Genomic DNA, 24,623 nt, shown 5'->3' on the forward strand with positions numbered 1-24,623 from the left:
TTTTCACATCCAGGTGCTACTTTTAAGGACAGTCACCGGTTGAGCCAATGAAGGCTCTTCCCACCTACCATGAGCAAACGGAAGCGCTCGATGAAGAAGGCGGGCAATACATGAACAAAGGGTCAAGCAAAGTCACGTTCCCCAATGCCTGCCAGCTGATGCGCTGGCATTTTCATCCTATGGGTTTCGAGGCCACGATGGACGCGCCGGGCAGCATGATTGCCCGCCTGTTCGACCGGGCCAGCGGCGAAACCATGATCGCCATTGCCGGCATTCCCTGTGCCACGGTGATGAATGCGGCGGATGTCGAGCGAATAATCGAGGCCGTTGAGGATGAGCTGGAGGCCTTCGTACCTCCGGATTCCCTCAAGAGTTACGCATAACCTGATGATTTAAAACAAAAAAGCCCGCCGAGTGCGGGCTTTTTCGTGGGCAATCGATTCAAGCGGTTTTCTTTTCCGATCGGTGATCGACGAAGAACGGCTTGCCCTTGGCGACCCGGTCCGACGCACGCGGCATGTTCACCGCTTGGGCATCCTGCGGCTCGACGTACCAGTAGCAATGGCTCACGGCACGGGTGATGCCGACGTAGGCCAGACGCAGGATTTCGTCCTTCTGCGCCGTGTCGTAAGGCTCGTTGTCACCGGCCTTGCCCAGTCCGGCCATGCGGTAGACCTGATTCTTGTAGGGCGAACTGGTGAGGTGCTGGCAGTCACCGAGCAAGAACACCGCATCGGCCTGCAAGCCTTTGGCGCTGTGATAGGTCAGCTGTTTCAAGCGTCGAGACTCGTACGGCAAGCTCGAATCAACATTAACTACTGACTGAATATGCTGTTTTATCAACGACTTATCGCTACTTTTTCGATAAAGCATCAGGATCGAATCGCCGTTCCTGTAATGCTCCGCCAGGCGCTGGCCGAGTGCCTGATCATCGCGCTCCAGCACGTTGACCGGTTGCAAAGGCTTCTCTTCGCCACTGGCTTTGGCTTTCTTGCCCGGGATCGCCGGTGCGGCACGGACAATGTGTTCGGCGGCATCGATGATGTGCTGATGGCTGCGGTAGTTGTCGCTGAGCATCACCCGCGTGGTACTGGGCGAGGGAAATTCCTTGTTGAACTCCATGAAGTAGCTTGGCGAACTGCCGCGCCAGCCATAGATCGACTGCCAGTCATCCCCCACGCACAACAAGGACGAACGCTGCGCCCCGCGTCCGACGTGCATGGCCGGGCCACGGCTGCGGATCTCTGCAAGGCTGGCGCGGATCCACGAGACGATCTGCGGTGAAACGTCCTGAAACTCGTCGATCATCAGGTGTGACATGGGGCGCAGCAGTTCATCGCTCAGTAGCTTGAGGTTTTCCGGCGAGTGCTCGCTGAACAGCGCGAACATGCGGTTGTAGGTCATGATCGGCGGTTTCTGATCGAGCAAGTGATCTTCCAGCGCACGCCAGAACAGGCTTAGCGCCTCGAAGAAAAACCGGTCAGGATCGTCCTTGGCGAAACTCATGCGACCAACGGCCTCCGGTACGTCCAGCCCCAGGTTCTCGATAAACCCGGCGGCGGCGACAAAACAGTCGAGCAACGGGGCAGACACGAGTTCGCCCTTGACCTTGTAATCGAACCCCGGACCGGCACTCGCATCGCCGGCCAGGGAAGCCAGAACTCGTCGTGAAGATTCATAACTGTCGAGCCATATCAATGGCTTACGACAGAAAGCTTGAAACAGGGTGCGCTTGACTGCCCATTCTGCACGGACCGTCAGCCTGGCATCGGGACGACAGACTTGCGGGTTTTCCTTCGGGTCGAAACCCAGGATGACCCAGGCATCGAGACTCGGAATATAGCCATGACAATGGAAGGTCGAGCCGTTGATGTCGAACGCCTGGCGGTTCGGGTCGACACCTTTTATCGGCCAGGCACCGGCACGAAACCACAGGTCTTCAATCACGTCGCACAGTTCTTCGTCGCGCCTGGCGGCAAGCTCGGTCACTGCCATGCGTTTTTGCACGTCGGGGTGATCGCGCTCCAGCTCCTTGAGCTGCAAGGCATGCCGGGACAACGGCTGGACCAGCTGGCGAAAGCGCTCGTTATCTGTGTAGAGGCGGTAATAGCAGGCATTGAGCTGCTGGCGCTGGGCGTCGTTGATCCGCAGATCGAACGGGTTGCTGTCGACGTCGTCTTCAGCACCCTGCGGCCGGTGGCTGAGATTCTCGAATGCCTGCAAGCGCTCGAACCCTGGCAGGCTGCGCACCATCGGCAGAATCCGCGAGTGAAAGGTGCGCACCAGATCCCGGGCGGTTTTCTGGCTGATGGCCTGTCCCCACAAGGCGAACAGTTCGATCAGTTTATTGATGAAGTCCTTGCGCGACTCCCGGGTGAAGGTCACCACGGTCATCGAGTCCAGCTCAAAGCCCAGATAGTGTGTCAGCAGCAGAATACGCAGCACCAGCGTGGTCGACTTGCCAGCCCCGGCGCCAGCGACTACCGACGTTGACGGCGTATCGCTGAAAATCATTTTCCATTGCGCAACGCTCGGCTGGGCACGGGCCGGCAGCAAACGGGCGACGTCAGCCTTCATACGTTTCTTCAGCTCGGCCGTCAGTGGCAGGCGCCAGTCATCGAACAGGTGGTTGTCGATGCTCGGCGCACGATGCTCAGTGCTGCGGCTGTCGCGGATCAACAGGACCTGACGGCCCTCTTCCAGCCCCTCAGCCTTGCCTTCCTTGTAGCCGTAATCGAACCCCGCGGTGTGCCCGCTGCGAAAGCCGTCGGCCTGACCGTGCAGCCACGATGCCCGATGCTGGGCGCGTAATTGCGTCAGACCATGCCCGAGGAAACGCGCCGCCAGGCGTTTGAACCACGGCATCTCGGCCAGGGGACGAAGTTCGGGAGGAAGATCGGGGGTATTTTGCGCCACGCTGACGGACTCCAGAGGCTGAGGCTGTTGAGGGCTATGGTGTCTGCATTTGCCGTTGAGTTCTAGCGAAATGCTTACAGGTCATTGAGTTAGGCGATGAACTGAAGGCTGCATGAGAGCGTTTCGAGATTTATAACATCAGTAATTTCGATGGGAATGCGGCACTTTTTACGCTTTTTCTCGATTATTGGTTGATAGATGATGCTCGCCATCAATCACCGGTCTCGCTTCGTGGCTGCGGCCGAAACGCCCCATGACGAACCTTTTGAGGAGAAGATCATGCTTGAACTCAGACCCTTCAGCTCGCTGGGCGGCGCCCATCACGGCTGGCTGGATGCCCATCACCATTTTTCGTTCGCCGAGTACTACGATCCGCAGCGCATGAGCTGGGGCAATCTGCGGGTATGGAACGATGACATCATCGCCCCGGGAACCGGCTTCCCCACTCACCCGCACCGGGACATGGAAATCATCACTTACGTGCGCGAAGGTGCGATCACCCACCAGGACAACCTGGGCAACAAGGGCCGCACTGAAGCCGGCGACGTTCAGGTAATGAGCGCCGGCACCGGCATCGCCCATAGCGAATACAACCTGGAAGCGACCGCCACCAAAATCTTCCAGATCTGGATTCTGCCGACCGAAACCGGTGCACCGCCTTCCTGGGGCGCCAAACCGTTCCCCAAAGGTGAGCGCGAAGGTTTCGTGACGCTCGCCAGCGGCAAGGACGGTGACGATGAAAGTCTGCGGATTCGCGCCAACGCACGTTTGGTGGCGGCCACTGTCAAGGCCGGGGAAACCGCTGAATATCGACTCGACGAGGGGCGTCGCGCCTACCTTGTACCGGCCACCGGTGTGATTGAAGTCAACGGCTTGCGTGCACAAGCTCGAGACGGTGTGGCGGTGAGCCATGAATCGGTATTGAGCGTCACCGCGATTGAAGACTGTGAAATCGTGCTGGTGGATCTGGCCTGATCGGCTAAATGACGGGCAAAAAAAGGGCGACCTCTGAGGTCGCCCTTTTCTATTCAGCACTGATCACTGGGTGGAAATTGCACCATCGACCAGCGTTTGCGCTTCGGCCACCAGTTGCTTGAGGTGGTCATTGCCAATGAAGCTTTCGGCGTAGATCTTGTAGATGTCTTCGGTACCCGACGGACGTGCAGCGAACCAGCCGTTCTCGGTCATGACTTTCAGACCGCCGATGGCCTGATCGTTGCCCGGGGCCTTGCTGAGAATGCTCTGAATCTTTTCGCCGGCCAGTTCGGTGGAAGTCACCTGCTCCGGCGACAACTTGCTCAGCAGGGCTTTCTGCTCCGGGTTGGCCTTGGCGTCTACACGCACCGAGAACGGTTCGCCCAGCTCATCGGTCAGCGCACGATAGGCCTGGCTTGGATCGCGGCCGGTACGGGCGGTCATTTCAGCCGCCAGAAGCGCCGGGATCAGGCCATCCTTGTCGGTGCTCCAAACGCCACCGTCCTTACGCAGGAACGAGGCGCCAGCGCTCTCTTCACCGCCGAAACCCAGTGAGCCGTCGAACAGACCGTCGGCAAACCACTTGAAGCCGACCGGCACTTCGTACAGGCGTCGGCCCAGGCGCTTGGCCACGCGATCGATCAGGCCACTGCTTACCACGGTTTTACCCACGGCAGCATCGGCGCGCCATTGCGGGCGGTTCTGGAACAGGTAGTCGATCGACACCGCCAGGTAATTGTTCGGCGCCAACAGACCGCCGGACGGCGTAACGATGCCGTGACGGTCGTGATCAGGATCGCAGGCGAACGCGACATCGAAGCGCTCCTTGAGACCGATCAGGCCCTGCATGGCGTGGCTCGACGATGGGTCCATGCGGATCTGGCCATCCCAGTCGACAGTCATGAAGCGGAACGTCGAATCGACTTCCTTGTTCACCACGTCGAGGTCAAGACGATAGTGCTCGGCGATGGCTGACCAGTAGCGCACCCCTGCTCCACCCAGAGGATCGACGCCCATACGCAGTTTGGCACCGCGGATGGCATCGAAATCGATGACATTGATCAGGTCGGCCACGTAGGTGTTGACGTAATCGTGACGATGCGTGGTCGGGGCTTTAAGCGCCTGCTCGTAGCCGATGCGTTTAACGCCTGCCAGCTTGTTGGCCAGCAGTTCGTTGGCCTTGGCTTCGATCCACTTGGTGATGTGGGTGTCGGCCGGACCGCCATTGGTTGGGTTGTATTTGTAGCCACCGCTTTGTGGCGGGTTGTGCGACGGCGTGATCACGATACCGTCAGCAAGGCCGGTGGTGCGGCCGCGGTTGTAGCAAAGAATGGCGTGGGACACGGCCGGCGTCGGGGTGTATTCGTCGCCTTCGGCGATCATCACGGTCACGCCGTTGGCTGCCAGCACTTCCAGGGCACTGGCTCCGGCCGGCGTAGACAGCGCGTGAGTATCGATGCCGACGAACAGCGGGCCGGTGATGCCCTGGGCTTCGCGATACAGACAGATCGCCTGGCTGATCGCCAGAACGTGCCACTCGTTGAAACTCAGGTCGAAGGAGCTGCCCCGATGCCCGGAAGTGCCAAATGCCACGCGCTGGGTGGAAATCGAAGCGTCAGGCTGCCCGGTGTAATACGCCGTTACCAGTCGCGGGATATCGACCAACAGTTCTGCCGGTGCCGGTTTGCCCGCAAAAGGACTGAGTGTCATGCAAAACCTCTGAAATAGAGTGGTTCAGGAAATTACAGCGGAGTTTACTGGCAGTTTGACCGTAGTGCGATGGTATCTATCCCGTGCATCCCCGATGTTTTTTAACAGCTCAGTCACCGGGGGCCAGCCGCAATGCATCGCCAAGCAGACCGACGACCCCGGCCAGCTCAGGCCCGCTGCTGCCGATTGCACTCAGGCGCATGTGCTGCCCATGCATGCCCTGGGTACTGAACAGCTCCCCCGGCGCGATTAACACGTGTTGTTTGAGCAGGCGCTGAAACACCGCCCCCATCACCACCCGACGGGACGAGCGCACCCAGATCGTCGCCCCACCCTGCGGCTCGTCGATGTGCAATGCATCGCCCAGCCCGTCTCGCAGCAGCTCGATCAACTGCGTTCGGCGCTCCTTGAGCAGACGCTTGAGCACCGGCAAGTGTTGATCGACACGACCGCTTGCATACAGGCGGGCAATGGCTTTCTGGCGAATCGGCGAGAGACGGAACGAACGCAGCAGGAAGTGCCGTTGCAGATCGGCCCGCCACTGGCGAGCAAGTACAAAGCCGTAAGGGGCTTCGACACCGATCACCTTTTCAAAAGTCGAGAAAACCAGCAGGCGATCGGGGTCCAGCAGATCACGCAGAGGTCGCCGATCACTGTCATCTCTCAGCTCGCTGTAGCTGTCGTTTTCCAGCACCCAGATGCCGTGGCGCGTGAGCAGGCTCGCAATAGCCTCGAGATTATCCTGAGGAGCCAGACTTCCGTGGGGCATGTTCAATTGCGACGACAGCAAGACCAGCCGTACTGGCTCGGTTTCCAGCAACAATGCCAATTGCTGTGGATCGAACACCCCGCCGGGCTGCACCGGCAGCTCGATGATCCGCACATCCGCAGACTGAAGCAGGCGCAATATCATCCAGTCACAGGGCGACTCCACCACCACGGTAGCGTGGCGCAGCTCAAGGACAGCGATCAGGATCTCGAGAACCCCTCTTGCGTCGGCGCCAATATAGACATCTTCGGCATGCCAGCAATGGGTCGGTGAGGAGGTATAACGGGCGGCAAGCAACGTGCGCAGCTCCAGTTCGCCACAGGGCTGAACCACGGCCTGAGGTTGCCGGGGGTACTGGCGCATCAGCTCCCGCTCAAGCGTCAGCAGCGGACCATCCAGCGGTTGTACCGATGCCGGGTCATCTGCGCTCAGCACGCGCATCCCCGAACATCTGGCATTGACATAGACGGTTTCCAGCAGGTCGCTGCCCCGACCGGGCGGCATGACCGTACTGGCTGCTCTTGCGAAATAACCGGACTTGGCAACGGAGTAAACCCGACCTTCCTTTTCCAGCAAGGCATAGGCGTATTGAATGGTTGAAATCGAGACGCCCAGCCGTTCGGCCAATTGCCTCAGGGATGGCAATCGAATCGCACCTTCGCCGCCAGGCTCTTCGATCAACTGGGTGAGGTATCGATAGACGGCCTGGTAGGCGAAGTCGGTTTCACGTGCGGCATTCATGAGCGGGCATCCGCCGGCATGTTTTCGCCTTCAGGCAATACACTCACGCTCAACCTTCCGCGGAGCGGTCGCCCACGGCAACCTCGACGTCGGAGAGCTCCGGAGCCCGCCTGACCTGCTCATCCATGGGAATGGAATCCATGGCATACAACCGGCTGATCAGGTGTACGGGCAACCCGCTGACTTCGGTCATCCATTGCAGAACCTGCTCCGGCGCATGCAGCCCTTGCATCGCCCGGTGCAGATCCGGCATGGCGATCAGCATGCCCGGATGGCAAGTGCGCAGAAAACGTTCAAGGCCGGCACCGCCTTCGATAAAAGGCGCAAACAACAGACAGACGAGTTGCGATTCACTGATTCCGACATTTCTGTTCAGTGCGGCCATCGCCACCGATCGGTGTTCGGTCAGATCGGACAGGTTGCCGAATGACGCCAGAAACCGCTCGCAAATCTGTTCGGGAACGTTCCTGCGGCGCATCGAAGCCAGACAATGCTGCACATACTCCGAGACGCCCGCCTCGTAGCTGCGCCCTTCGACATGACAGACTTGCAGGCCGTGCAGGTAGGCAGCGATTACAGGGTCTGTCGACTCGTCGGTGCCCGTTTCGATCTGCAGTTCATTGGCCTGAAAACCAAGAAAATCGCTGAGCAACGGCCACCGCTCGTCCATCTTGCCCACCACGATATCGTCGATGCCGATGTAACTGGTGCGCCGACAGGCTTCGAACTGGCCAAGCGGGCGCCAGGGCTGCAGGTCGGCTTCCGGGTAGAGTTCCCGATAGTAATCGCCGCCCATGCCATCGAGCAGGCTGAACAATTCATCGAAACCGTTGCCCCGCTTTGGCAGTGCACCGATGCCGGCTTTGCGAGCCGCCCGGTCGAGGCCATGCAGAAAAGCCTCCTGACTGCGTGCAGAGTCACTGCTGAGCAGTGCATCGACGCCGTTGTTCCATCGAGCGACCTGGCCGAAAAACTCGCCCGTTGCCAGGTAGTTGTCGTCCCATAGATAAAGCTCTTCATTCCAGCACCGACGATGGCCGACCATCAGCAAATTGATGCAGCTTGCCTCGCGCCCCACCTCCGAGACGGGTGCCTGGTGATTGAAGGGCAACACCTCTCGATGATCGACCATCAACAGTTCGACCCTGGGATCATCATAAAGAAACAGTGCACTGAAGCTGCGATGCATGTTGTGCAGTGCCGACGCGGGTACGGCACCTCCACGCAGCGTCGCAACCCGCAGCTGAAGGGTGCCCGGAGCGCGCCCGGCGATGCTCAATTGGGCGGCGCGCATAAGGGCCAGGCTGTAACAACAGTCTCGGGTTCCGGATTGAGTCACCAGCACCTTGAATTCGCCGATACGATCCATGCCCCCGGCCGCTACCGCCAGCCGCTGAATCAACAACTGCAATGCCGTGCGCTCGGCACGGGAAAAGAAACTCAGCAATCGCTGCAATACTTGCTGGTAGACATAATTCATTGCCTGATCATGGATCGTGCTCATCAGTACTTCACCCGATATCAAAGGTTTCATATTGCGCAGCCAAGAACATCGGACGCGCAATCATTCTTCATTAATTAATAGACGCTAAAATGCTAACACTTAAAGTTTTGTAGTTATTTGAAACAGTTGCACTTGAAATAATTCACGCCCGCGACACGATTGGCGCAACCCCCTGTCTTTACGGAGGTTTCCCTGGCTTCAAGTTTTCTTAGGAAAATTCTTACAATGACCTGCGCACGATGAGCACAGGAAAAAAAGAAGGGATTACATAGCCGCCCTACAGCAATTAAACAGAAACCGGAACATCGATCTTCAACAGCCGTTTGGTATTGCACAAAGCAAATAGAATGCACAGACATCGCTCATTCCTTGAGATGAAAGTAGTCATTCAATTATCAGGGTCTGGAGGGCGATTAGAAGATACAGATCACGAGTAAAAACCAGTTCAGTTGCTGAACGTCCCCAGGCATCGCGCCCAGGGTTTCTCATGGTCTGAAGGAAAGAACGCACAAGAGTCCGTGGGCCACGGACTCTAAAGGTAAAGGTCAGGCAGGTTCGACTTGCAGCGCAACGCGCTCACGGCAAGGGCATTCATCCATGTAACGATGCGCTTCGACAAACTCGTTGAACGGGAAGACTCGCGTCTTGAGCGGCACCAGCACGCGATCGGCCGTCAACTGATTGATGTCGCGCAGGGCACGTTGCAGCGCGACGTGATCCTGGACGATGCCCAGCTCCGGCTTCCCGGTGAAGTTGCCGATGCAATGCACGAAGAACTGGATGTTCTTCTGGAACGCTGCGCAGGCCGGGAATGGCGTCTGGTTGCCACCCTGCAGGCCATACAACACCAAGCTGCCACGAGGTGCCAGCACATCGCCCAGCAGTGACATCTGAGGGCCGCCGAGACCGTCGAACACGACGTTGACGCCGCGGTTGTCGGTAATCTTGTTGACCCGCATCAACAGGTCTTCTTCTTCGGTGACGATCACTTTCTCGGCACCCAGAGACAGCAGGTATTCGCGCTCTTCTGCGGTTTTTGTAGCGGCAATCACTCGCACGCCCAGCGCCTTGCCCAACTGGACAAAGGACGGACCGGCGCAATGACTGGCGTCAGTGACCAGGGCAAACTGTCCGGGTTTGACGCGTGCCAAATCGACGTAACCGAAGTACGCGATCAACAGCGGCGTGTAATGCACGCTGGCTTCGATCGGGTTCAGCACGTCCGGATAACGGGTCAGCGCGGTACGTGGCAGAACGATCAGTTCGCCGTAGACCGGATAGTCGTTGGGACTTTCCGCCGGGAAACTGGCTACCTTGTCACCGACGATGAGGTCTTCGACACCGTCGCCGATCGCCGTGACCACACCGGCCATCTCATGGCCCAGGCCGGACGGCAGGCGTGCCTGGGACGATGCCAGATTCTGACGCCAGAGTGTGTCGTACCAGCTGATGCCGATTGCCTCGACACGCACCTGCACTTCGCCAGGACCTGGCTGAGCGGCCGCATGCTCTTCGCATTTGAGCACCTCGGCCGGACCAAACTTGTGAAAACGGATCGTGCGGGACATCGCAAACCTCGTCAAAGTAACCTCTAATGCCCTGAACTCTATCTGGGCTTTCCAGCCAAGACCATCAGTGGCTATTAATAGTCGACATGCCTGTCATTGATTCCGCAGTATGGCCAGCATTGAGAAAATCCATGAAAAAACTGCCACTGCCTTCTCAGTAAAGCTGAATTACCCGGTGCAGACTACCAGCCTTTCCCCGTAAGATTCATGCCGGCCATTGTTCTCATATGGCTGCCCTCGTCAAGCTTGATGACTCTGCCAGGACTCCAGATGAATCGTAATGACCTGCGTCGTGTCGACCTGAACCTGTTGATCGTATTCGAAACCCTGATGCACGAACGCAGCGTGACCCGCGCTGCGGAAAAACTGTTTCTCGGCCAGCCGGCGATCAGCGCGGCGCTCTCGCGCCTGCGTGGTCTGTTCGATGATCCGCTGTTTGTACGCACCGGGCGCAGCATGGAACCATCCGCTCGGGCGGTGGAAATCTTTGCCCTGCTCTCCCCGGCCCTGGATTCGATTTCGACTGCCGTGAGCCGCGCGGCCGAATTCGACCCGGCCACCAGCACGTCGGTTTTCCGCATCGGCCTGTCGGACGACGTCGAATTCGCGTTGCTGCCCATGCTGCTCAAGCGCCTGCGCGCCGAGGCGCCGGGCATCGTGCTGGTGGTCCGGCGCGTCAACTACATCCTGATGCCTGGCCTGCTCGCCTCCGGCGAAATCTCCATCGGCGTCAGCTACACCACCGACCTGCCGGCCAATGCCAAACGCAAGGTCTTGCGCCGCAGCCAGCCAAAACTGCTGCGCGCCGACACCGTACCCGGGCCGCTGAGCCTGGACGACTACTGCGCCCGCCCCCATGCGCTGGTGTCGTTCGCCGGCGACCTCAGTGGCTTTATTGATGAGGAGTTGGAAAAACTCGGACGCAAACGCCACGTGGTACTGGCCGTACCGCAGTTCAATGGCTTGAGCACGTTGCTGGCCGGAACCGATATCGTCGCGACCGTGCCGGATTACACGGCTGATGCGCTGACGTCTGCGGGTGGCGTTCGGGCGGAAGATCCGCCGTTGCCGACGCGCACGTTCGAACTGCATATGGCTTGGCGCGGGTCGCAGGATAACGATCCGGGGGAGCGGTGGTTGAGGTCGCGGATTCAGATGTTCTTCGGCGATCCGGACAGTCTCTGAGCAACCTTTCCGAAACCGCTTTGCTGTCGTCAGCAAAGCGGTTCAAAAACTCAAACACAAGCCCCGGATCAAGCCACGCGATTGACCGACAGACAGTAGATCAACAGCGCCAGCGCCGCCAGCGTGCCACCCACGATCCCCACATAAGCAAAGCCGAGCTGGCTGCCCACCCAGCTCCCCATCAGGGCCCCGCCACCAATACCGATGTTGTAGATCCCTGAAAACAGCGCCATCGCCACATCGGTCGCGTCGGGTGCCAGCACCAGGACCCTGGACTGCAGCGCCAGGCCGAATCCCATGATTGCCATTCCCCAGAACACGCTCAGTGCGCACAGGTACGAAACGCTACCGCTCAAAGGCAACAGCAGCACCAGGCACAACGCAAGCAACGAAACGGCGACGATCAGAAAACGCGGCGGGCTGTAGCGGTGCAGCCAGCTGAACAGCAGGGACCCGAAAATACCCGCGCCGCCGAATAACAGCAGGATCAGCGTGACCGTCTCGCCACTCATGCCCGCCACGACCTGCACGAAAGGTTCGATGTAGCTGTAGGCGGTGAAATGCGCCGTCACGACCATGGCCGTCAGGACGTAGATCGCCATGAGCGCAGGTCGCTTCAATAAAATGGGCAGACTTTTGAGCGAGCCAGAGTTCTGGCTCGGCAGCAACGGCAAGACCCTGGCCAGCCAGAACACCAGCGTAGCGGCCAGCACTGCGATCACGATAAAAGTGGTTCGCCAGCCCATCGCCTCGCCCAATATCCGGCCAAGGGGAATGCCGAGCACCATCGCCAGTGAAGTGCCGGTTGCCAGCAGGCCCAACGCTTGAACCTGCTTGCCCGGCGGCGCCAGGCGCACAGCCAGTGAAGCGGTGATGGACCAGAACAGCGCATGCGACAACGCCACGCCAATCCGGCTTACCAGCAGGACAGCGAAGCTGGTCGCCAGACTCGACAGGATGTGACTGAGGATGAATATCCCGAACAGTACGATCAACAGCTTGCGCCGCTCGACATTGCGCGTCAGCAGCATGATCGGAAGTGACGTCAGCGACACCACCCATGCATAAATGGTCAACATCAGGCCGACCTGAGCCGATGTCATGTCGAAACTGCTGCCAATGGAACTCAACAGACCGACAGGGACAAACTCGGTGGTGTTGAAGACGAACGCAGCCAGCGCCAGCGCAATGACCGCGTACCAATTGCCGCTGGTGGTCGTCGTAGAATTGCTCATTTGAAAGTCGTGCCCATCTGTCGGTTTTGCGTACACCAATTGCCGGAAAGCCTCAGACGACAGGTGGTTCGATGGCGACTTTACTATAAAGAAACGGCGACTTGTCCGTTGGTGGCGAAACTCTTGGCGCGAGCACCTCGCTGTTCTTTCTGCAATGCGCGTTATCGGTCGGAGCTGGTGATCCGGACGCCCCTCGCAAGCTCGTCATTTCGGTGCACATCGTGAGTGCTGGCAAAGTGCCTAATGACAAATTCGGCAATAAAGTTTAACGTGTCGCCGCCCCGATACATGGCAGTTCGGGTATACGCACTCAGTTAAGGAAAACGATGGCAATGGTCTATTGTCGTGCTTGCGCCAAGGAGCTTCACGAATCGGCGCTCACCTGCCCCCAATGCGGGGCTCCCCAGCAGGCCTCGGTGCCGCAAACTCAAGCCGAAGCTCCCTGGCTCGCCATCGTTTCATTGATCATCGGAATTATCAGCGCACTCACTTTGTTCGATGATTCCGAATGGGACAGAGACGCGATTGTCGGTGTGGGAGTTCTCAGCATTGCTGGTCTCCTTTGCGGCATCGTCTGCATCAACCAAAAACATCCAGGAAGAAACCTCGCGATTGCCGGCATTATTTTGTCAGGCCTTACCGCGTTCGTTTTGTCCTGCCTATCGATTGAATAATTTTAGGGAAAAAAATATGAGCATGGTTTTCTGCCGCGGTTGCGCCAAGGAAATTAGCAGCCTGGCCGTGGCTTGCCCACAGTGCGGAGCGCCTCAGGCGACCCAACAGTCCTTTGCAAGCGGCCCCGCCATCACGACGGGCAACCCCTATATGGAAGCGTTGAAGAACTACGCCGAGTTCAAGGGGCGCGCCACCCGTCGCGAGTACTGGATGTTCATCCTGATCAACATGGGTATCTGCATTGTCATCGGTGTTCTCGATGCAATCCTCAATACCAAGGGCGTCCTTTACAACCTGTACAGCCTGGCGATGTTGCTGCCAAGCATCGCGGTCGGTGCACGCCGCATGCACGACACCGACCGCAGTGGCTGGTGGTTGCTGTTGCCGATCGTCAACCTGGTGTTTCTGGTGCAGGACAGCCAGCCAGGTCCGAACCGTTTCGGGCCGAACCGCAAAGGCATCAACTGAGTCACCCGCTACACGCTGATAGAGACGGCCGCCATGGCCGTCTCTTTGCATCTGCCGCAAAGAATGCCTGTCGATCTCATCCTTGCAGGTCGCGCAACACAGATTTGTCATCGACCATATTGATAGCCCCCTAACGAAAGGTGCATGCTAGAGGACTTCGCTCGGTCTTATATCATTCCGAATGATAGTTACCTTCGTGTCATTCGATTCGTTTGCTATCTACCTGCCGAGCATCATCCGCCCATCTTCAATACATTGGCGGATGCATCCATGGAACAATCACTCAAACATTTGCGCTTCCCGTTGGCTCTGTTGGCCGTGATGGTGATGAGCGCCTGCGGCAAGACTCCAGAAACCGCCGCCGCCATGCCTGCTGCCAAAGTCAGCGTGGCCAAGGTGCTGGAACAACCCGTCAACGAGTGGGACGAATTCACCGGGCGCCTCGAGGCGCCGGAAACCGTTGAAATCCGTCCACGGGTCTCCGGTCAGATCGACGAAGTCGCCTTCACCGAAGGTGCACTGGTGAAGAAAGGCGACCTGTTGTTCCAGATCGACCCGCGTCCGTTCCAGGCTGAGGTTCGCCGTCTTGAAGCACTGGTCGCCCAGGCCCGCGCCAACGCCACCCGCAGTGAAAACGAAGCTGGCCGTGGCGAACGCCTGCGTGCCAGCAACGCGATTTCCGCCGAACTGGCCGACTCGCGCACCAGCGCTGCACAAGAAGCACGTGCCGCTGTCGGCGCCCTTCAAGCGCAACTGGATCTGGCCAAACTGAACCTGAGCTTCACCCGTGTAACCGCACCGATCAGTGGCCGTGTCAGCCGTGCCGAGATCACCGCCGGTAACCTGGTGACCGCCGACACCACCCCGCTGACCAGCGTGGTTTCCACCGACAAGGTCTACGCCTACTTCGACGCGGACGAGCGTGTGTTCCTCAAATACACCCAACTCGCCCGTCAGGGTCAGCGCGGTGCAACCACCCCGGTGTACATGGGCCTGTCCAACGAAGACGGCAACCCGCACCTGGGCCAGATGAACTTCGTCGACAACCAGGTCAACCCGAAAACCGGCACCATCCGTGGTCGCGCCGTCTTTGACAACAGCGACGGCACCTATACCCCGGGCCTGTATGCGCGTCTGAAACTGGTCGGCAGTGGCACCTACAACGCCATGCTGATCAACGACGAAGCCGTTGGCACCGACCTCGGCAAGAAGTTTGTGCTGGTGATGGATGGCGACAACAAGACCGCCTACCGCGCCGTCGAACTCGGTCCGAAGATCGAAGGCCTGCGTATCGTGCGCAGCGGCCTGAACAAGGACGACACGATCATCGTCAAGGGTCTGCAACGGGTTCGCCCAGGCTCCCCCGTTTCGCCTGAAGTGATTCCGATGGCCAGCGAGCAAACCATTGCCGCTCTCGCTCAACAACGACAAGCGCTGGAAGCCAGCAACCTGCCCAAAGTCGCACCAGCCAAAGGCGCGCCGGGTTCGGTTGTGAAACTGGCTGCTGCGACCCCACGCGGTTAAGGGACGACAACTCCGATGAATTTTTCCCAATTCTTCATTTCACGGCCGATCTTCGCAGCGGTGCTGTCGCTGTTGATCCTGATTGCCGGTGCGATTTCGCTGTTCCAGTTGCCGATCAGCGAATACCCGGAAGTCGTGCCGCCCACCGTGGTGGTACGTGCCAACTTCCCGGGCGCCAACCCAAAAGTCATCGGTGAAACCGTGGCGGCTCCGCTGGAGCAGGCCATCACCGGCGTCGAGAACATGCTGTACATGTCCTCGCAATCCACCGCTGACGGCAAGATCACCCTGACCATCACCTTCGCCCTGGGTACCGACCTGGACAACGCGCAGGTGCAGGTGCAGAACCGCGTGACCCGGACCGAACCGAAGCTTCCGGAAGAAGTCACGCGCATCGGTATCACCGTCGACAAGGCCTCGCCCGACCTGACCATGGTTGTGCACTTGACCTCGCCGGACAAACGCTACGACATGCTGTACCTGTCCAACTACGCGATCCTCAATATCAAGGATGAGCTCGCTCGCCTCGGTGGTGTCGGTGACGTGCAGCTGTTCGGTATGGGCGACTACTCGCTGCGTGTATGGCTGGATCCGAACAAGACCGCCTCGCGCAATCTGACTGCCACAGATGTAGTGACCGCCATTCGTGAGCAGAACCGTCAGGTGGCCGCCGGCCAATTGGGCGCCCCTCCTGCGCCAACTGCGCAAAGCTTCCAGCTGTCGGTCAACACTCAGGGCCGTCTGGTCTCCGAGGAAGAGTTCGAGAACATCATCATTCGCGCAGGCGACAACGGTGAAATCACTCGCCTGAAGGATATCGCCCGCGTCGAACTGGGTTCCAGCCAGTACGCCCTGCGCTCGTTGCTGAACAACCAGCCAGCCGTAGCGATCCCGATCTTCCAGCGCCCGGGGTCCAACGCCATCGAAATCTCGAACGAAGTTCGCGGCAAGATGGAAGAACTGAAGAAAAGCTTCCCGCAAGGCATGGACTACAGCATCGTCTATGATCCGACAATCTTCGTGCGCGGCTCCATCGAGGCGGTGGTTCACACCCTCTTCGAAGCACTGATCCTCGTGGTTCTGGTGGTGATCCTGTTCCTGCAGACCTGGCGCGCCTCGATCATTCCGCTGGTGGCGGTGCCGGTATCGTTGATCGGTACGTTTGCGGTGATGCACCTGTTCGGCTTCTCGCTCAACGCACTGTCGCTGTTCGGCCTGGTACTGGCGATCGGTATCGTGGTGGACGACGCCATCGTGGTGGTGGAGAACGTCGAGCGGAACATTGAACTGGGGCTCAACCCCTTCGATGCAACCAAAAAGGCCATGGGTGAAGTAACGGGTCCGATCATTGCCACGGCGCTGGTGCTGTGTGCGGTGTTCGTACCGGCGGCATTCATCTCGGGTCTGACCGGCCAGTTCTACAAGCAGTTCGCGTTGACCATCGCGATCTCGACCGTGATCTCGGCCTTCAACTCACTGACCCTGTCGCCAGCGCTGGCCGCTGTGTTGCTCAAAGGTCACGACGCGCCGAAAGACCGATTCTCGCGAGTGCTGGACAAGATCTTCGGTGGCTGGCTGTTCCGTCCGTTCAACCGCTTCTTCGACCGCGCCAGTCATGGCTACGTCGGCACCGTGCGCCGGGTTATCCGTGGCAGCGGCATCGCCCTCTTCCTGTACGCAGGCCTGATGGTGCTGACCTTCTTCGGGTTCTCCAGCACCCCAACCGGTTTCGTACCCGGCCAGGACAAGCAATACCTGGTGGCCTTCGCGCAACTGCCGGACGCCGCGAGCCTGGACCGCACCGAAGACGTGATCAAACGCATGTCCGACCTGGCACTGAAACAGCCGGGCGTGGAAAGCGCCGTAGCGTTCCCGGGCCTGTCGATCAACGGCTTCACCAACAGCCCGAACGCCGGCATCGTGTTCGTGACCCTCAAACCGTTCGACGAGCGTAAAGACCCGAGCATGTCCGCCGGTGCGATTGCCGGTGCCTTGAACGGCCAGTACGCCGGGATCCAGGAAGCCTACATGGCGATCTTCCCGCCGCCACCGGTACAAGGTCTGGGCACCATCGGTGGTTTCCGCCTGCAAATCGAAGACCGGGGCAACCTGGGCTACGAAGAGCTGTACAAGGAAACCATGAACATCATTGCCAAGAGCCATAACGTTCCGGAACTGGCCAACCTGTTCACCAGCTACACCGTGAACGTGCCGCAGGTCGATGCTGCCATCGACCGCGAAAAAGCCAAGACCCATGGCGTGGCCGTCAGCGACATCTTCGACACCCTGCAGATCTACCTGGGTTCGCTGTATGCCAACGACTTCAACCGCTTCGGGCGCACCTATCAGGTCAACGTTCAGGCCGAGCAGCAGTTCCGCCTCGAATCCGACCAGATCGGCCAGCTGAAAGTACGCAACAACAAAGGCGAAATGATCCCGCTGGCGACCTTCATCAAGGTCAGCGACACCTCGGGCCCGGATCGCGTGATGCACTACAACGGCTTCATCACCGCTGAAATCAACGGTGCAGCAGCACCCGGCTACAGCTCCGGCCAGGCCGAAAAAGCCATCGAGAAATTGCTCAAGGATGAACTTCCGAACGGCATGACCTACGAGTGGACCGACCTGACCTACCAGCAGATTCTGTCCGGCAACACTGCGTTGTTCGTGTTCCCGCTCTGTGTACTGCTGGCGTTCCTGGTGCTCGCCGCTCAATACGAAAGCTGGAGCCTGCCACTGGCGGTGATCCTGATCGTGCCGATGACCCTGCTGTCGGCCATCACGGGTGTGATCATTTCTGGCGGTGACAACAACATCTTCACCCAGATCGGTTTGATCGTACTGGTGGGGCTGGCCTGTAAGAACGCGATTCTGATCGTCGAATTCGCCAAGGACAAACAGCAGGAAGGTCTCGACCCGCTGGCCGCTGTACTGGAAGCCTGCCGTCTGCGTCTGCGGCCGATCCTGATGACCTCGTTCGCGTTCATCATGGGTGTGGTGCCACTGGTGTTCTCCAGCGGTGCCGGTGCCGAGATGCGTCACGCCATGGGTGTGGCGGTGTTCTCCGGGATGCTCGGGGTGACCTTCTTCGGTCTGCTGCTGACGCCGGTGTTCTATGTACTGATCCGCAACTTCGTGGAGCGCGGTGAAGCCCGCAAAGCGGCCAAGGCGCAGAATCTTCAAAAGCCACTGGAGGCGCACCAATGAGTCTGAAAGTCTTCCTGCCGAGCCTGCTGGTGCTGGCCCTGAGTGCCTGCGCAGTCGGCCCCGACTACAAGACCCCAGCCACGGAGGCGGCCAACATCACGGCCGCCACCGACGGCGCCGCCGGCCAGAAGAACTTTGACCGTTCGAAGTTCGAAGGCATCTGGTGGCAGCAGTTCGACGATCCGACCCTCAACCAGTTGGTGACTCAATCGCTGCAAGGCAACCGTCAATTGCGCGTGGCGTTCGCCCGCTGGAAAGCCGCCCGGGCGATCCGTGACGACGTCAGCAATGACGCGATGCCGACCATCACCAGCCGCGCCAGCAGCGATCTGGCCAAGGGGCAGATTCCCGGCCAGACCACCAAGCGGGTCAACAGCGAACGCTACGACCTGGGTCTGGACATGGCCTGGGAGGTCGATCTGTTTGGCCGCATCCAGCGCAACCTGGAAGCCAGTGAAGCCGATCAGCAGGCAGCCGAAGCCGATCTGTACCAACTGCAAGTCACCATGATTGCCGAACTGGTGGACGCCTACGGTCAACTGCGCGGTGCACAGTTGCGGGAAAAGATCGCCGTGGCCAACCTGGAAAACCAGCAGGAGTCGCGCAAGATCACCATCAGCCTGCGTGATGCCGGCGTTGGCGATCAGCTCGATGTCGAGCGTGCCGATGCCCGTCTGGCGTCGGTCGAAGCCAGCGTGCCGCAATTGCAGGCGGAGCAGGTTCGGCAGAAAAACCGCATCGCCACCCTGCTGGGTGAACGTCCGGACAAGCTGACCGTCGACCTGAGCCCGAAAGACTTGCCAGCCATCGCCAAGGCATTGCCGATCGGTGATCCGGGCGAGCTGCTGCAACGTCGTCCGGACATCCTCAGCGCCGAACGCAAACTGGCTTCGGCCACGGCGCGTATCGGTGTGGCCAAGGCCGACCTGTTTCCTCGTGTCAGCCTCAGCGGTTTCCTGGGTTGGACCGCCGGGCGTGGCTCGCAGATCGGTTCCTCGGCGGCCAACGCCTGGGCACTGGGCCCGAGCATCACCTGGGCGGCGTTCGACCTTGGCAGCGTGCGGGCCCGCCTGCGCGGCGCCGATGCCGATGCCGAAGGCGCACTGGCGACCTACGAGCAACAAGTGCTGCTGGCCCTGGAAGAGTCGGAGAATGCCTTCAGCGATTACGGCAAACGTCAGCAACGCCTGATCTCGCTGATCCGCCAGAGCGAATCAAGTCGCAAGGCTGCCGATCTGGCTGAAATCCGCTATCGCGAAGGCACCACGGATTTCCTCGTGCTGCTCGACGCCCAGCGTGAGCGCCTGAACGCCGAAGACAGCCAGGCCCAGGCCGAAGTCGATCTGTATCGCGGCATCGTCGCGATCTACAAGGCCCTCGGTGGCGGCTGGCAACCGGAAACGGTCGCCAGCAAGTAACAGGATTTTAAAGAGCTCCTTTGGTTGGCCGCAACCAACCAATTTTTTGCCCCGCGTATCATTCGGTCGCGGGGCTTTTTTGTACCCGTCTTTCGTGGTTTTCCAGAACGGTGACGGTGGCTGTAGTGCCTGCCCTGAGCCGGTCCTTGCCCGCATAGTCGGAGTCGATGCCGATGCGCACCGGTACCCGTTGTGCCAGTTTCACCCAGGTGTAGCTGGGGTTGATGTTGGCCAGCAATCGACTGCCCGGCGCGTTCTCCCGGTCGGCGATGGCGAATGCGATGCTTTGTACGGTGCCGCCGAATTTCTCTCCACTCATCAATTCGATCCGAACCCTGTCGCCCTCCTCGATCCGTGGCAATTTGGTCTCTTCGAAGTAACCACTGACGTAGAACGAGTCGCTGTCCACCAGTGCCAGCAATGCGCCGCCGGCCACCGCGTAGTCGCCCTGCCGGGTCAACAGGTTGGTGACGTAGCCGCTGACCGGCGATTCGACTCGGGTACGCTGCAAATCCAATTCCGCCTGGGTCAGTGCCGCAATCGCCAATTGCACGTTGGCCTCAGCCAATCCCAGATTGGCCTGGTTACGCAGCAGGTCAGCCTGGGCCACAGCCACATCGGTGCTGGACTTTTCCCACTCTTCACCGGAAATCGCAAAACCCTGTTTGAGTGTACGTCTGCGTCGTTCCTCACTCTCGCGCTGTTTGAGCAAGGCCTCGCTGGCCACGATGGACGCCCGGGACTGACCCAGGGTGGCCTTGGCCACCTCGACCGAACGCCTGGCATGTTCAACCGCCAGACTGTAGCGGGCCGGATCGATCTCGAGCAGCAGTTGCCCCTTTTCAACGTGCTGGTTGTCCTGCACCGCCAGACTGACGATGCGACCCGAAACATCCGCCGACAGTGTCACCACATCTGCCCTCACCCGCGCATCCCGCGTCCAGGGAGCCCGTGTGTAATGCTCCCAGGCGAACCAGCCGAGCACGATGGCCAGCAGCACCACTGCCAATGTCGTCAATCGGGTGAGCAACGTCTTCAAGGCATCAGGCTCCCATCAGCAGAATCAAAGTGGCACAAACGCAGGCGTACAGCGCGCCTTCGAACAACGCTTCGTGCCAGACCAGACGCAGCACGCCGAGGCGACGCAATACCCAGTCCAGCAATAGAAAGACCGGTACGGCGAGGATCAGCGCTTGGGCGATTGGTGGCAGGTAAACCCCACCGATCTCGAAATCAATGGGCAAGGCTCGGTTCTCCTTCAGGGGCGTTGTGTTGCAGATACTCGCCATGGCGCTGAAGAAACGACACGACGATCAGCAACGCCACACGCATGCGGAACACAGACCACAGATGTTCATGGGTCGCGGCATGCAGATCATCCAGTTCGTCGCCCAGTGCATGCAGCGTCGTCAACAAGGGTTTCAGGTCGGTGTCTGCCCGACCGGCGACGAATCGCCCGGTCTGGCGCAAGGCTGTCGTCAGTCGTTGACCGAAGGCCTCCGAAAGCAAAGCGTTGTTCTGCATCTGCTGCCTCAGTTGGTGAATCGCAACGCCGAGTGCCACGCAGGCGAGGCTGATTTCATAACGTCTCTGCATGTCCGGATCATTGGCTGCGGGCAATAGCCCCAACATGGTCGTCAGACGATCGACCATACGGCTTTCAAAAGCGAACTGCTGCTCGTCGGTGACGGGCGATTGGGTGAATTGATACACCTGTTCCCGTGCTTCGTTGTAGAAGCGACGGATTCGAAGCACCGGGCGGAACGGAAAAATCCACGCATAGACGATCAGGGCCAGCATCGCCGCACTGACGTAAGCGCCGGCAAACTCGAACCATTGAATGGCAGTGTTCTGACCGGTACCAACGTTCTGCGGCCCGAGCATCAGGAAACTCGACAAACCCAGCCCCATTCCGATACCTGCGGTGGCCGGACTGGCCAGCCCGACCGCAATCACATACAGCAGCGGCGCAAGCAGCAAGGCCAGCCATTCAAAGTCGCTGACCGCCGGCACCAGCATGAACTGGTACAGCGCCGAAACCACCAATGCCAGACCCAGTCCGCGGGCGTAACTCTGCGCGGCTATCAAGGGGCGCGGGAACGTCGCCATCAGCGAACACAGAATCCCGACCAGAATCATTCCGCCACGTGCGCCATCCCAGGCTGTTTCGATCCAGATCAACCCGGCGATCAACAAGGCGCTGAAGGCACGAATGGCATTCATGGTTGCCAGGGTGAAATCCAGATGCAACGGGCTGGCTTGACCACGAAACATGCAACTGGCCTCCCGCCCCTCCTGTATGGCTTCGCTCAGTTCGAGAATCTGCTCGATCTGCTGCAACAGCCGCGCCTGCTCCCAACGCAATGCCCAGGCCAGCGAGCGCAGGGTCGCACTCATTTCTTCCGTCTGCTGTTCGGCCCTGTAGGCCAGTTCCTCGAACTGCTGCTGCAGAATAACCAACCGATGTCTTGTTTCTTCCGGCAATGAACGCCCGTATCGGGCCAGTTCATCGAGAAACGCCAGCTCATCGGCGCGCAATCGCTGAACCTCCAACGGCAAGTCGCCCTCCCATCGCTCGGTGAGCAACTGGCGTTGATGACGCAGGGCGGTCAGACGTGAGGTCAGCAACATCAGTTGATTGCCCAGCAGTAGCACCAGATTGTTGGCGCTGCGCAAGCGTGGGGCGTCGAAATACAGGTGTCGCCGCAGGCCCTCCAGTGCGCTGATTTCTCCGAGCAACTGCATTTGCCGGCGCTGGAATTCGGCTTCGCTTTCTACAGTGCGGATCACCGCAGCGGCATGGGTAGCGACCAGTTTGATCACCTGATCGACTTTCGCGAAGTAGTTGCGCGAAACCGCCTCCGGACGGGCCGTCAGCAAGCTGACGATACACACGCAGGCCACGGCCAGCAGCGTTTCCGTCACCCTCGTGACCGCCAGCAGGAATGTACCGTCCTGATCCGGGATCGCCAGCAGCGCCACCACCACGGCGGTATAGCCACTCAGCACAAAAGCCTGTGAACTGGTGTAACGCAACAGCGTGCCGCCGGCTGTGCACAGGGCCAGCCACAACGCGAGGGTTGTAATGAACGGCAACGGCGCCTGGGGAAAGATCGCCATGATCAATACCGCCACCGCCGCGCCGAGGGTGGTGCCGATGACTTGCCCGAAACTGCGGGCCAATGCCATCCCGGCCAGCGGCTGGCTGATGATGACCACAGCCATGATCGACCACTTGGGCTGATCCAGATCGAACAGAAACGCCAGGTACAGGGTCAGCAACCCCGCCGCAATGGTGCGCAGGGCGAACAGCAACACCGTCTGACCAGGATGGATCACTGCCTTGAAGTAACCGAACAGGGCTTGCATGGACACGCTCATCGAAGGAACTTCATCAATCGTAGTCAATGCTTCGAGAGCTGGATGATTTCCGCAGCCGACAGATCTTGTAGGCCGATTCAACATCCGTGGTGGGCCATATCAGGCTCAGTGTTTGACTCACGGCGTCGGCTGACCGAAGCTTGCCCCCTCTGCGTCAATAGAAAGTTTCGGATACCTGCATGCCTCAGTCCCGCCGCTACTTCCTCATCAGTCTTGGCCTCGTGGTCATCCTCGTGGTTGCGTGGCTGTCCCTGCGCAACACCGCTCCGGTGGTGCCGGAGGCGATCAGGCACGGTTACAGCGAAGCGCTTTCCGCCGCCCGTGCCGGGCAACCGGGCGCCGCACGCCTGCTGTATCAGCAACTGGGGCGCCCCGACCTGTCGGTCAGGCGCCGCGTCTGGCTGCATGCCGAACTGCCCAACTACCCAAGCCCTCAAGCCTTGAAGCTGGCAGATGCCGATCTGCAGAACACGTCGCCCGAAGTGCGCATGGCAGCGATCAGGAGTGTGACCGGCCTGGTACCGGGTGGGCAACGCAGCCTTCTGCTGGGCCCGTTGCTCGACGATGAAGATCAAACCGTACGATTTGCCGCGATCAACGCCTTGCTCGGCTTGTCGCCGGATCAACTGGGCCTGTATTTCGCGCCGTTGCAGCAAGGTATCGACAGTTGGGAGCAGGCCCTGCAAAGCCAGCCGGAAAGCGCCGACAACTTCGTCCAGCTGGCGCGCCTGCACCTGCACAATGCCGAGCTCAAACAGGCGCAGGAAGATCTCGATCAGACCCTGCGCCTGGACCCCGGCAACCTGCCGGCGCTGGTGATGCAGATTGAAGTGCTCGACCGCCAGGGCCAGAGCGATGCCACCCGCCAGCTATTGGCCAGACAGCTGAAGGCCCAGCCTGACTCCGCCTATCTGCAACATGCATTGGGTCTGTGGCTGCTGCATCACGATCAACGCGAGTTTGCGCTGCTCGGTCTGTCCAAGGCGGTGGAGCTGGAGCCCGATAACAAGGACTATCGCTACGACCTCGCCACCACACTGCACACCGCCGAGGAACTTGAAGCGGCGCAGAAACAATTGCAGGAAATCGTTCAGCGCCACCCCGCCAATCGCAAGGCCCGGGTGCTGCTGATCAATTACTGGAAGGAAAGCGGTCAGTTGCAGAACGTGCAGATTCTGCTGGCACAGCTCGAACAGATGAACCCGGACGACCCGGCCTTGCAGCAGGGTCTTTGAACGCCTCCAGAAGGTTGCCGGCAAGAAATTCGGAACCGCCATCCCGGCCCGGGGTCAAGTGAACAGGCAGCCCTTGATGGCGTACACCGCCAGCTGCCGCGTTTCCCCTAGT

Annotated in this window: 18 protein-coding genes; 9 read left to right on the top strand and 9 right to left on the bottom strand. The window is 59.6% G+C overall.

Annotated elements, in window-relative coordinates:
• Window positions 1–110 precede the first annotated feature (110 nt).
• Window positions 111–383 carry a DUF1652 domain-containing protein gene (locus J5M72_RS04555; protein ID WP_207864523.1) on the top strand — a complete coding sequence of 91 codons (273 nt, stop codon included), beginning with the start codon at window positions 111–113 and terminating at the stop codon, window positions 381–383.
• A 58-nt stretch (window positions 384–441) separates the two neighbouring features.
• On the opposite strand, the gene J5M72_RS04560 is transcribed toward J5M72_RS04555, so the two are convergent.
• Window positions 442–2,916, bottom strand: a complete 2,475-nt coding sequence (locus J5M72_RS04560; protein ID WP_207864315.1) for a UvrD-helicase domain-containing protein — start codon at window positions 2,914–2,916, stop codon at window positions 442–444.
• Window positions 2,917–3,195: 279 nt separating this feature from the next.
• On the opposite strand from J5M72_RS04560, the gene J5M72_RS04565 reads away from it, so the two are divergent.
• Window positions 3,196–3,891, top strand: a complete 696-nt coding sequence (locus J5M72_RS04565; protein WP_207864317.1) for a pirin family protein — start codon at window positions 3,196–3,198, stop codon at window positions 3,889–3,891.
• 63 nt (window positions 3,892–3,954) lie between these two features.
• Here the strand turns inward: J5M72_RS04565 and pgm are convergent, their stop codons facing one another.
• The 4 genes from pgm to J5M72_RS04585 all read right to left on the bottom strand — a co-directional run bounded on the left by pgm (window position 3,955) and on the right by J5M72_RS04585 (window position 10,183).
• Window positions 3,955–5,601 carry a phosphoglucomutase (alpha-D-glucose-1,6-bisphosphate-dependent) gene (gene pgm / locus J5M72_RS04570; RefSeq protein WP_207864319.1) on the bottom strand — a complete coding sequence of 549 codons (1,647 nt, stop codon included), beginning with the start codon at window positions 5,599–5,601 and terminating at the stop codon, window positions 3,955–3,957.
• 109 nt (window positions 5,602–5,710) lie between these two features.
• Window positions 5,711–7,111, bottom strand: coding sequence for a PLP-dependent aminotransferase family protein (locus J5M72_RS04575; protein ID WP_169430366.1), 1,401 nt, complete (start codon window positions 7,109–7,111; stop codon window positions 5,711–5,713).
• A gap of 49 nt (window positions 7,112–7,160) precedes the next feature.
• Window positions 7,161–8,615, bottom strand: a complete 1,455-nt coding sequence (locus J5M72_RS04580; protein ID WP_207864525.1) for a hypothetical protein — start codon at window positions 8,613–8,615, stop codon at window positions 7,161–7,163.
• A gap of 545 nt (window positions 8,616–9,160) precedes the next feature.
• On the bottom strand, window positions 9,161–10,183 hold the full coding sequence (locus J5M72_RS04585; protein WP_207864321.1) for a zinc-dependent alcohol dehydrogenase family protein: 1,023 nt from the start codon (window positions 10,181–10,183) through the stop codon (window positions 9,161–9,163).
• A gap of 270 nt (window positions 10,184–10,453) precedes the next feature.
• Here J5M72_RS04585 and J5M72_RS04590 point away from each other — a divergent pair, with 270 nt between their 5' ends.
• Window positions 10,454–11,368 (top strand): LysR family transcriptional regulator, encoded by a 915-nt coding sequence (locus J5M72_RS04590; RefSeq protein WP_085709803.1) that lies wholly within the window; start codon window positions 10,454–10,456, stop codon window positions 11,366–11,368.
• Window positions 11,369–11,436: 68 nt separating this feature from the next.
• Here J5M72_RS04590 and J5M72_RS04595 read toward each other — a convergent pair whose 3' ends face one another.
• Window positions 11,437–12,603 carry a sugar transporter gene (locus J5M72_RS04595; protein ID WP_207864323.1) on the bottom strand — a complete coding sequence of 389 codons (1,167 nt, stop codon included), beginning with the start codon at window positions 12,601–12,603 and terminating at the stop codon, window positions 11,437–11,439.
• A gap of 326 nt (window positions 12,604–12,929) precedes the next feature.
• On the opposite strand from J5M72_RS04595, the gene J5M72_RS04600 reads away from it, so the two are divergent.
• The 5 genes from J5M72_RS04600 to J5M72_RS04620 all read left to right on the top strand — a co-directional run bounded on the left by J5M72_RS04600 (window position 12,930) and on the right by J5M72_RS04620 (window position 19,895).
• Entirely contained in the window at window positions 12,930–13,277 is a 348-nt protein-coding gene (locus tag J5M72_RS04600) for a DUF4190 domain-containing protein (protein ID WP_169430362.1), read from the top strand.
• 16 nt (window positions 13,278–13,293) lie between these two features.
• Window positions 13,294–13,746, top strand: coding sequence for a DUF805 domain-containing protein (locus tag J5M72_RS04605; protein ID WP_169430361.1), 453 nt, complete (start codon window positions 13,294–13,296; stop codon window positions 13,744–13,746).
• 270 nt (window positions 13,747–14,016) lie between these two features.
• Entirely contained in the window at window positions 14,017–15,270 is a 1,254-nt protein-coding gene (gene mexE, locus J5M72_RS04610; RefSeq protein WP_207864325.1) for a multidrug efflux RND transporter periplasmic adaptor subunit MexE, read from the top strand.
• 15 nt (window positions 15,271–15,285) lie between these two features.
• Window positions 15,286–18,477: an efflux RND transporter permease subunit gene (locus J5M72_RS04615; protein WP_207864327.1), complete on the top strand. Its 3,192-nt coding sequence runs from the start codon at window positions 15,286–15,288 to the stop codon at window positions 18,475–18,477.
• A complete protein-coding gene (locus J5M72_RS04620; protein WP_169430358.1) occupies window positions 18,474–19,895 on the top strand; it encodes a TolC family protein in 1,422 nt (473 codons plus the stop codon). The genes J5M72_RS04615 and J5M72_RS04620 overlap by 4 nt, the downstream gene beginning before the upstream one ends.
• A gap of 58 nt (window positions 19,896–19,953) precedes the next feature.
• On the opposite strand, the gene J5M72_RS04625 is transcribed toward J5M72_RS04620, so the two are convergent.
• The 3 genes from J5M72_RS04625 to J5M72_RS04635 are packed head-to-tail and all read right to left on the bottom strand — an operon-like array spanning window position 19,954 to window position 23,264.
• On the bottom strand, window positions 19,954–20,934 hold the full coding sequence (locus J5M72_RS04625) for an HlyD family secretion protein (RefSeq protein WP_169430357.1): 981 nt from the start codon (window positions 20,932–20,934) through the stop codon (window positions 19,954–19,956).
• Window positions 20,935–20,938: 4 nt separating this feature from the next.
• On the bottom strand, window positions 20,939–21,139 hold the full coding sequence (locus J5M72_RS04630) for a DUF1656 domain-containing protein (RefSeq protein WP_207864329.1): 201 nt from the start codon (window positions 21,137–21,139) through the stop codon (window positions 20,939–20,941).
• Window positions 21,129–23,264: an FUSC family protein gene (locus tag J5M72_RS04635; RefSeq protein ID WP_207864330.1), complete on the bottom strand. Its 2,136-nt coding sequence runs from the start codon at window positions 23,262–23,264 to the stop codon at window positions 21,129–21,131. Before J5M72_RS04635 ends, J5M72_RS04630 begins: the two co-directional genes overlap by 11 nt.
• Before the next feature lie 191 nt (window positions 23,265–23,455).
• On the opposite strand from J5M72_RS04635, the gene J5M72_RS04640 reads away from it, so the two are divergent.
• A complete protein-coding gene (locus J5M72_RS04640) occupies window positions 23,456–24,511 on the top strand; it encodes a tetratricopeptide repeat protein (RefSeq protein ID WP_207864332.1) in 1,056 nt (351 codons plus the stop codon).
• Window positions 24,512–24,623 lie beyond the last annotated feature (112 nt).

It is taken from the genome of Pseudomonas sp. 58(2021) (genome assembly GCF_017491585.1).
In the GTDB taxonomy this organism is placed as follows: domain Bacteria; phylum Pseudomonadota; class Gammaproteobacteria; order Pseudomonadales; family Pseudomonadaceae; genus Aquipseudomonas; species Aquipseudomonas fluorescens_BT.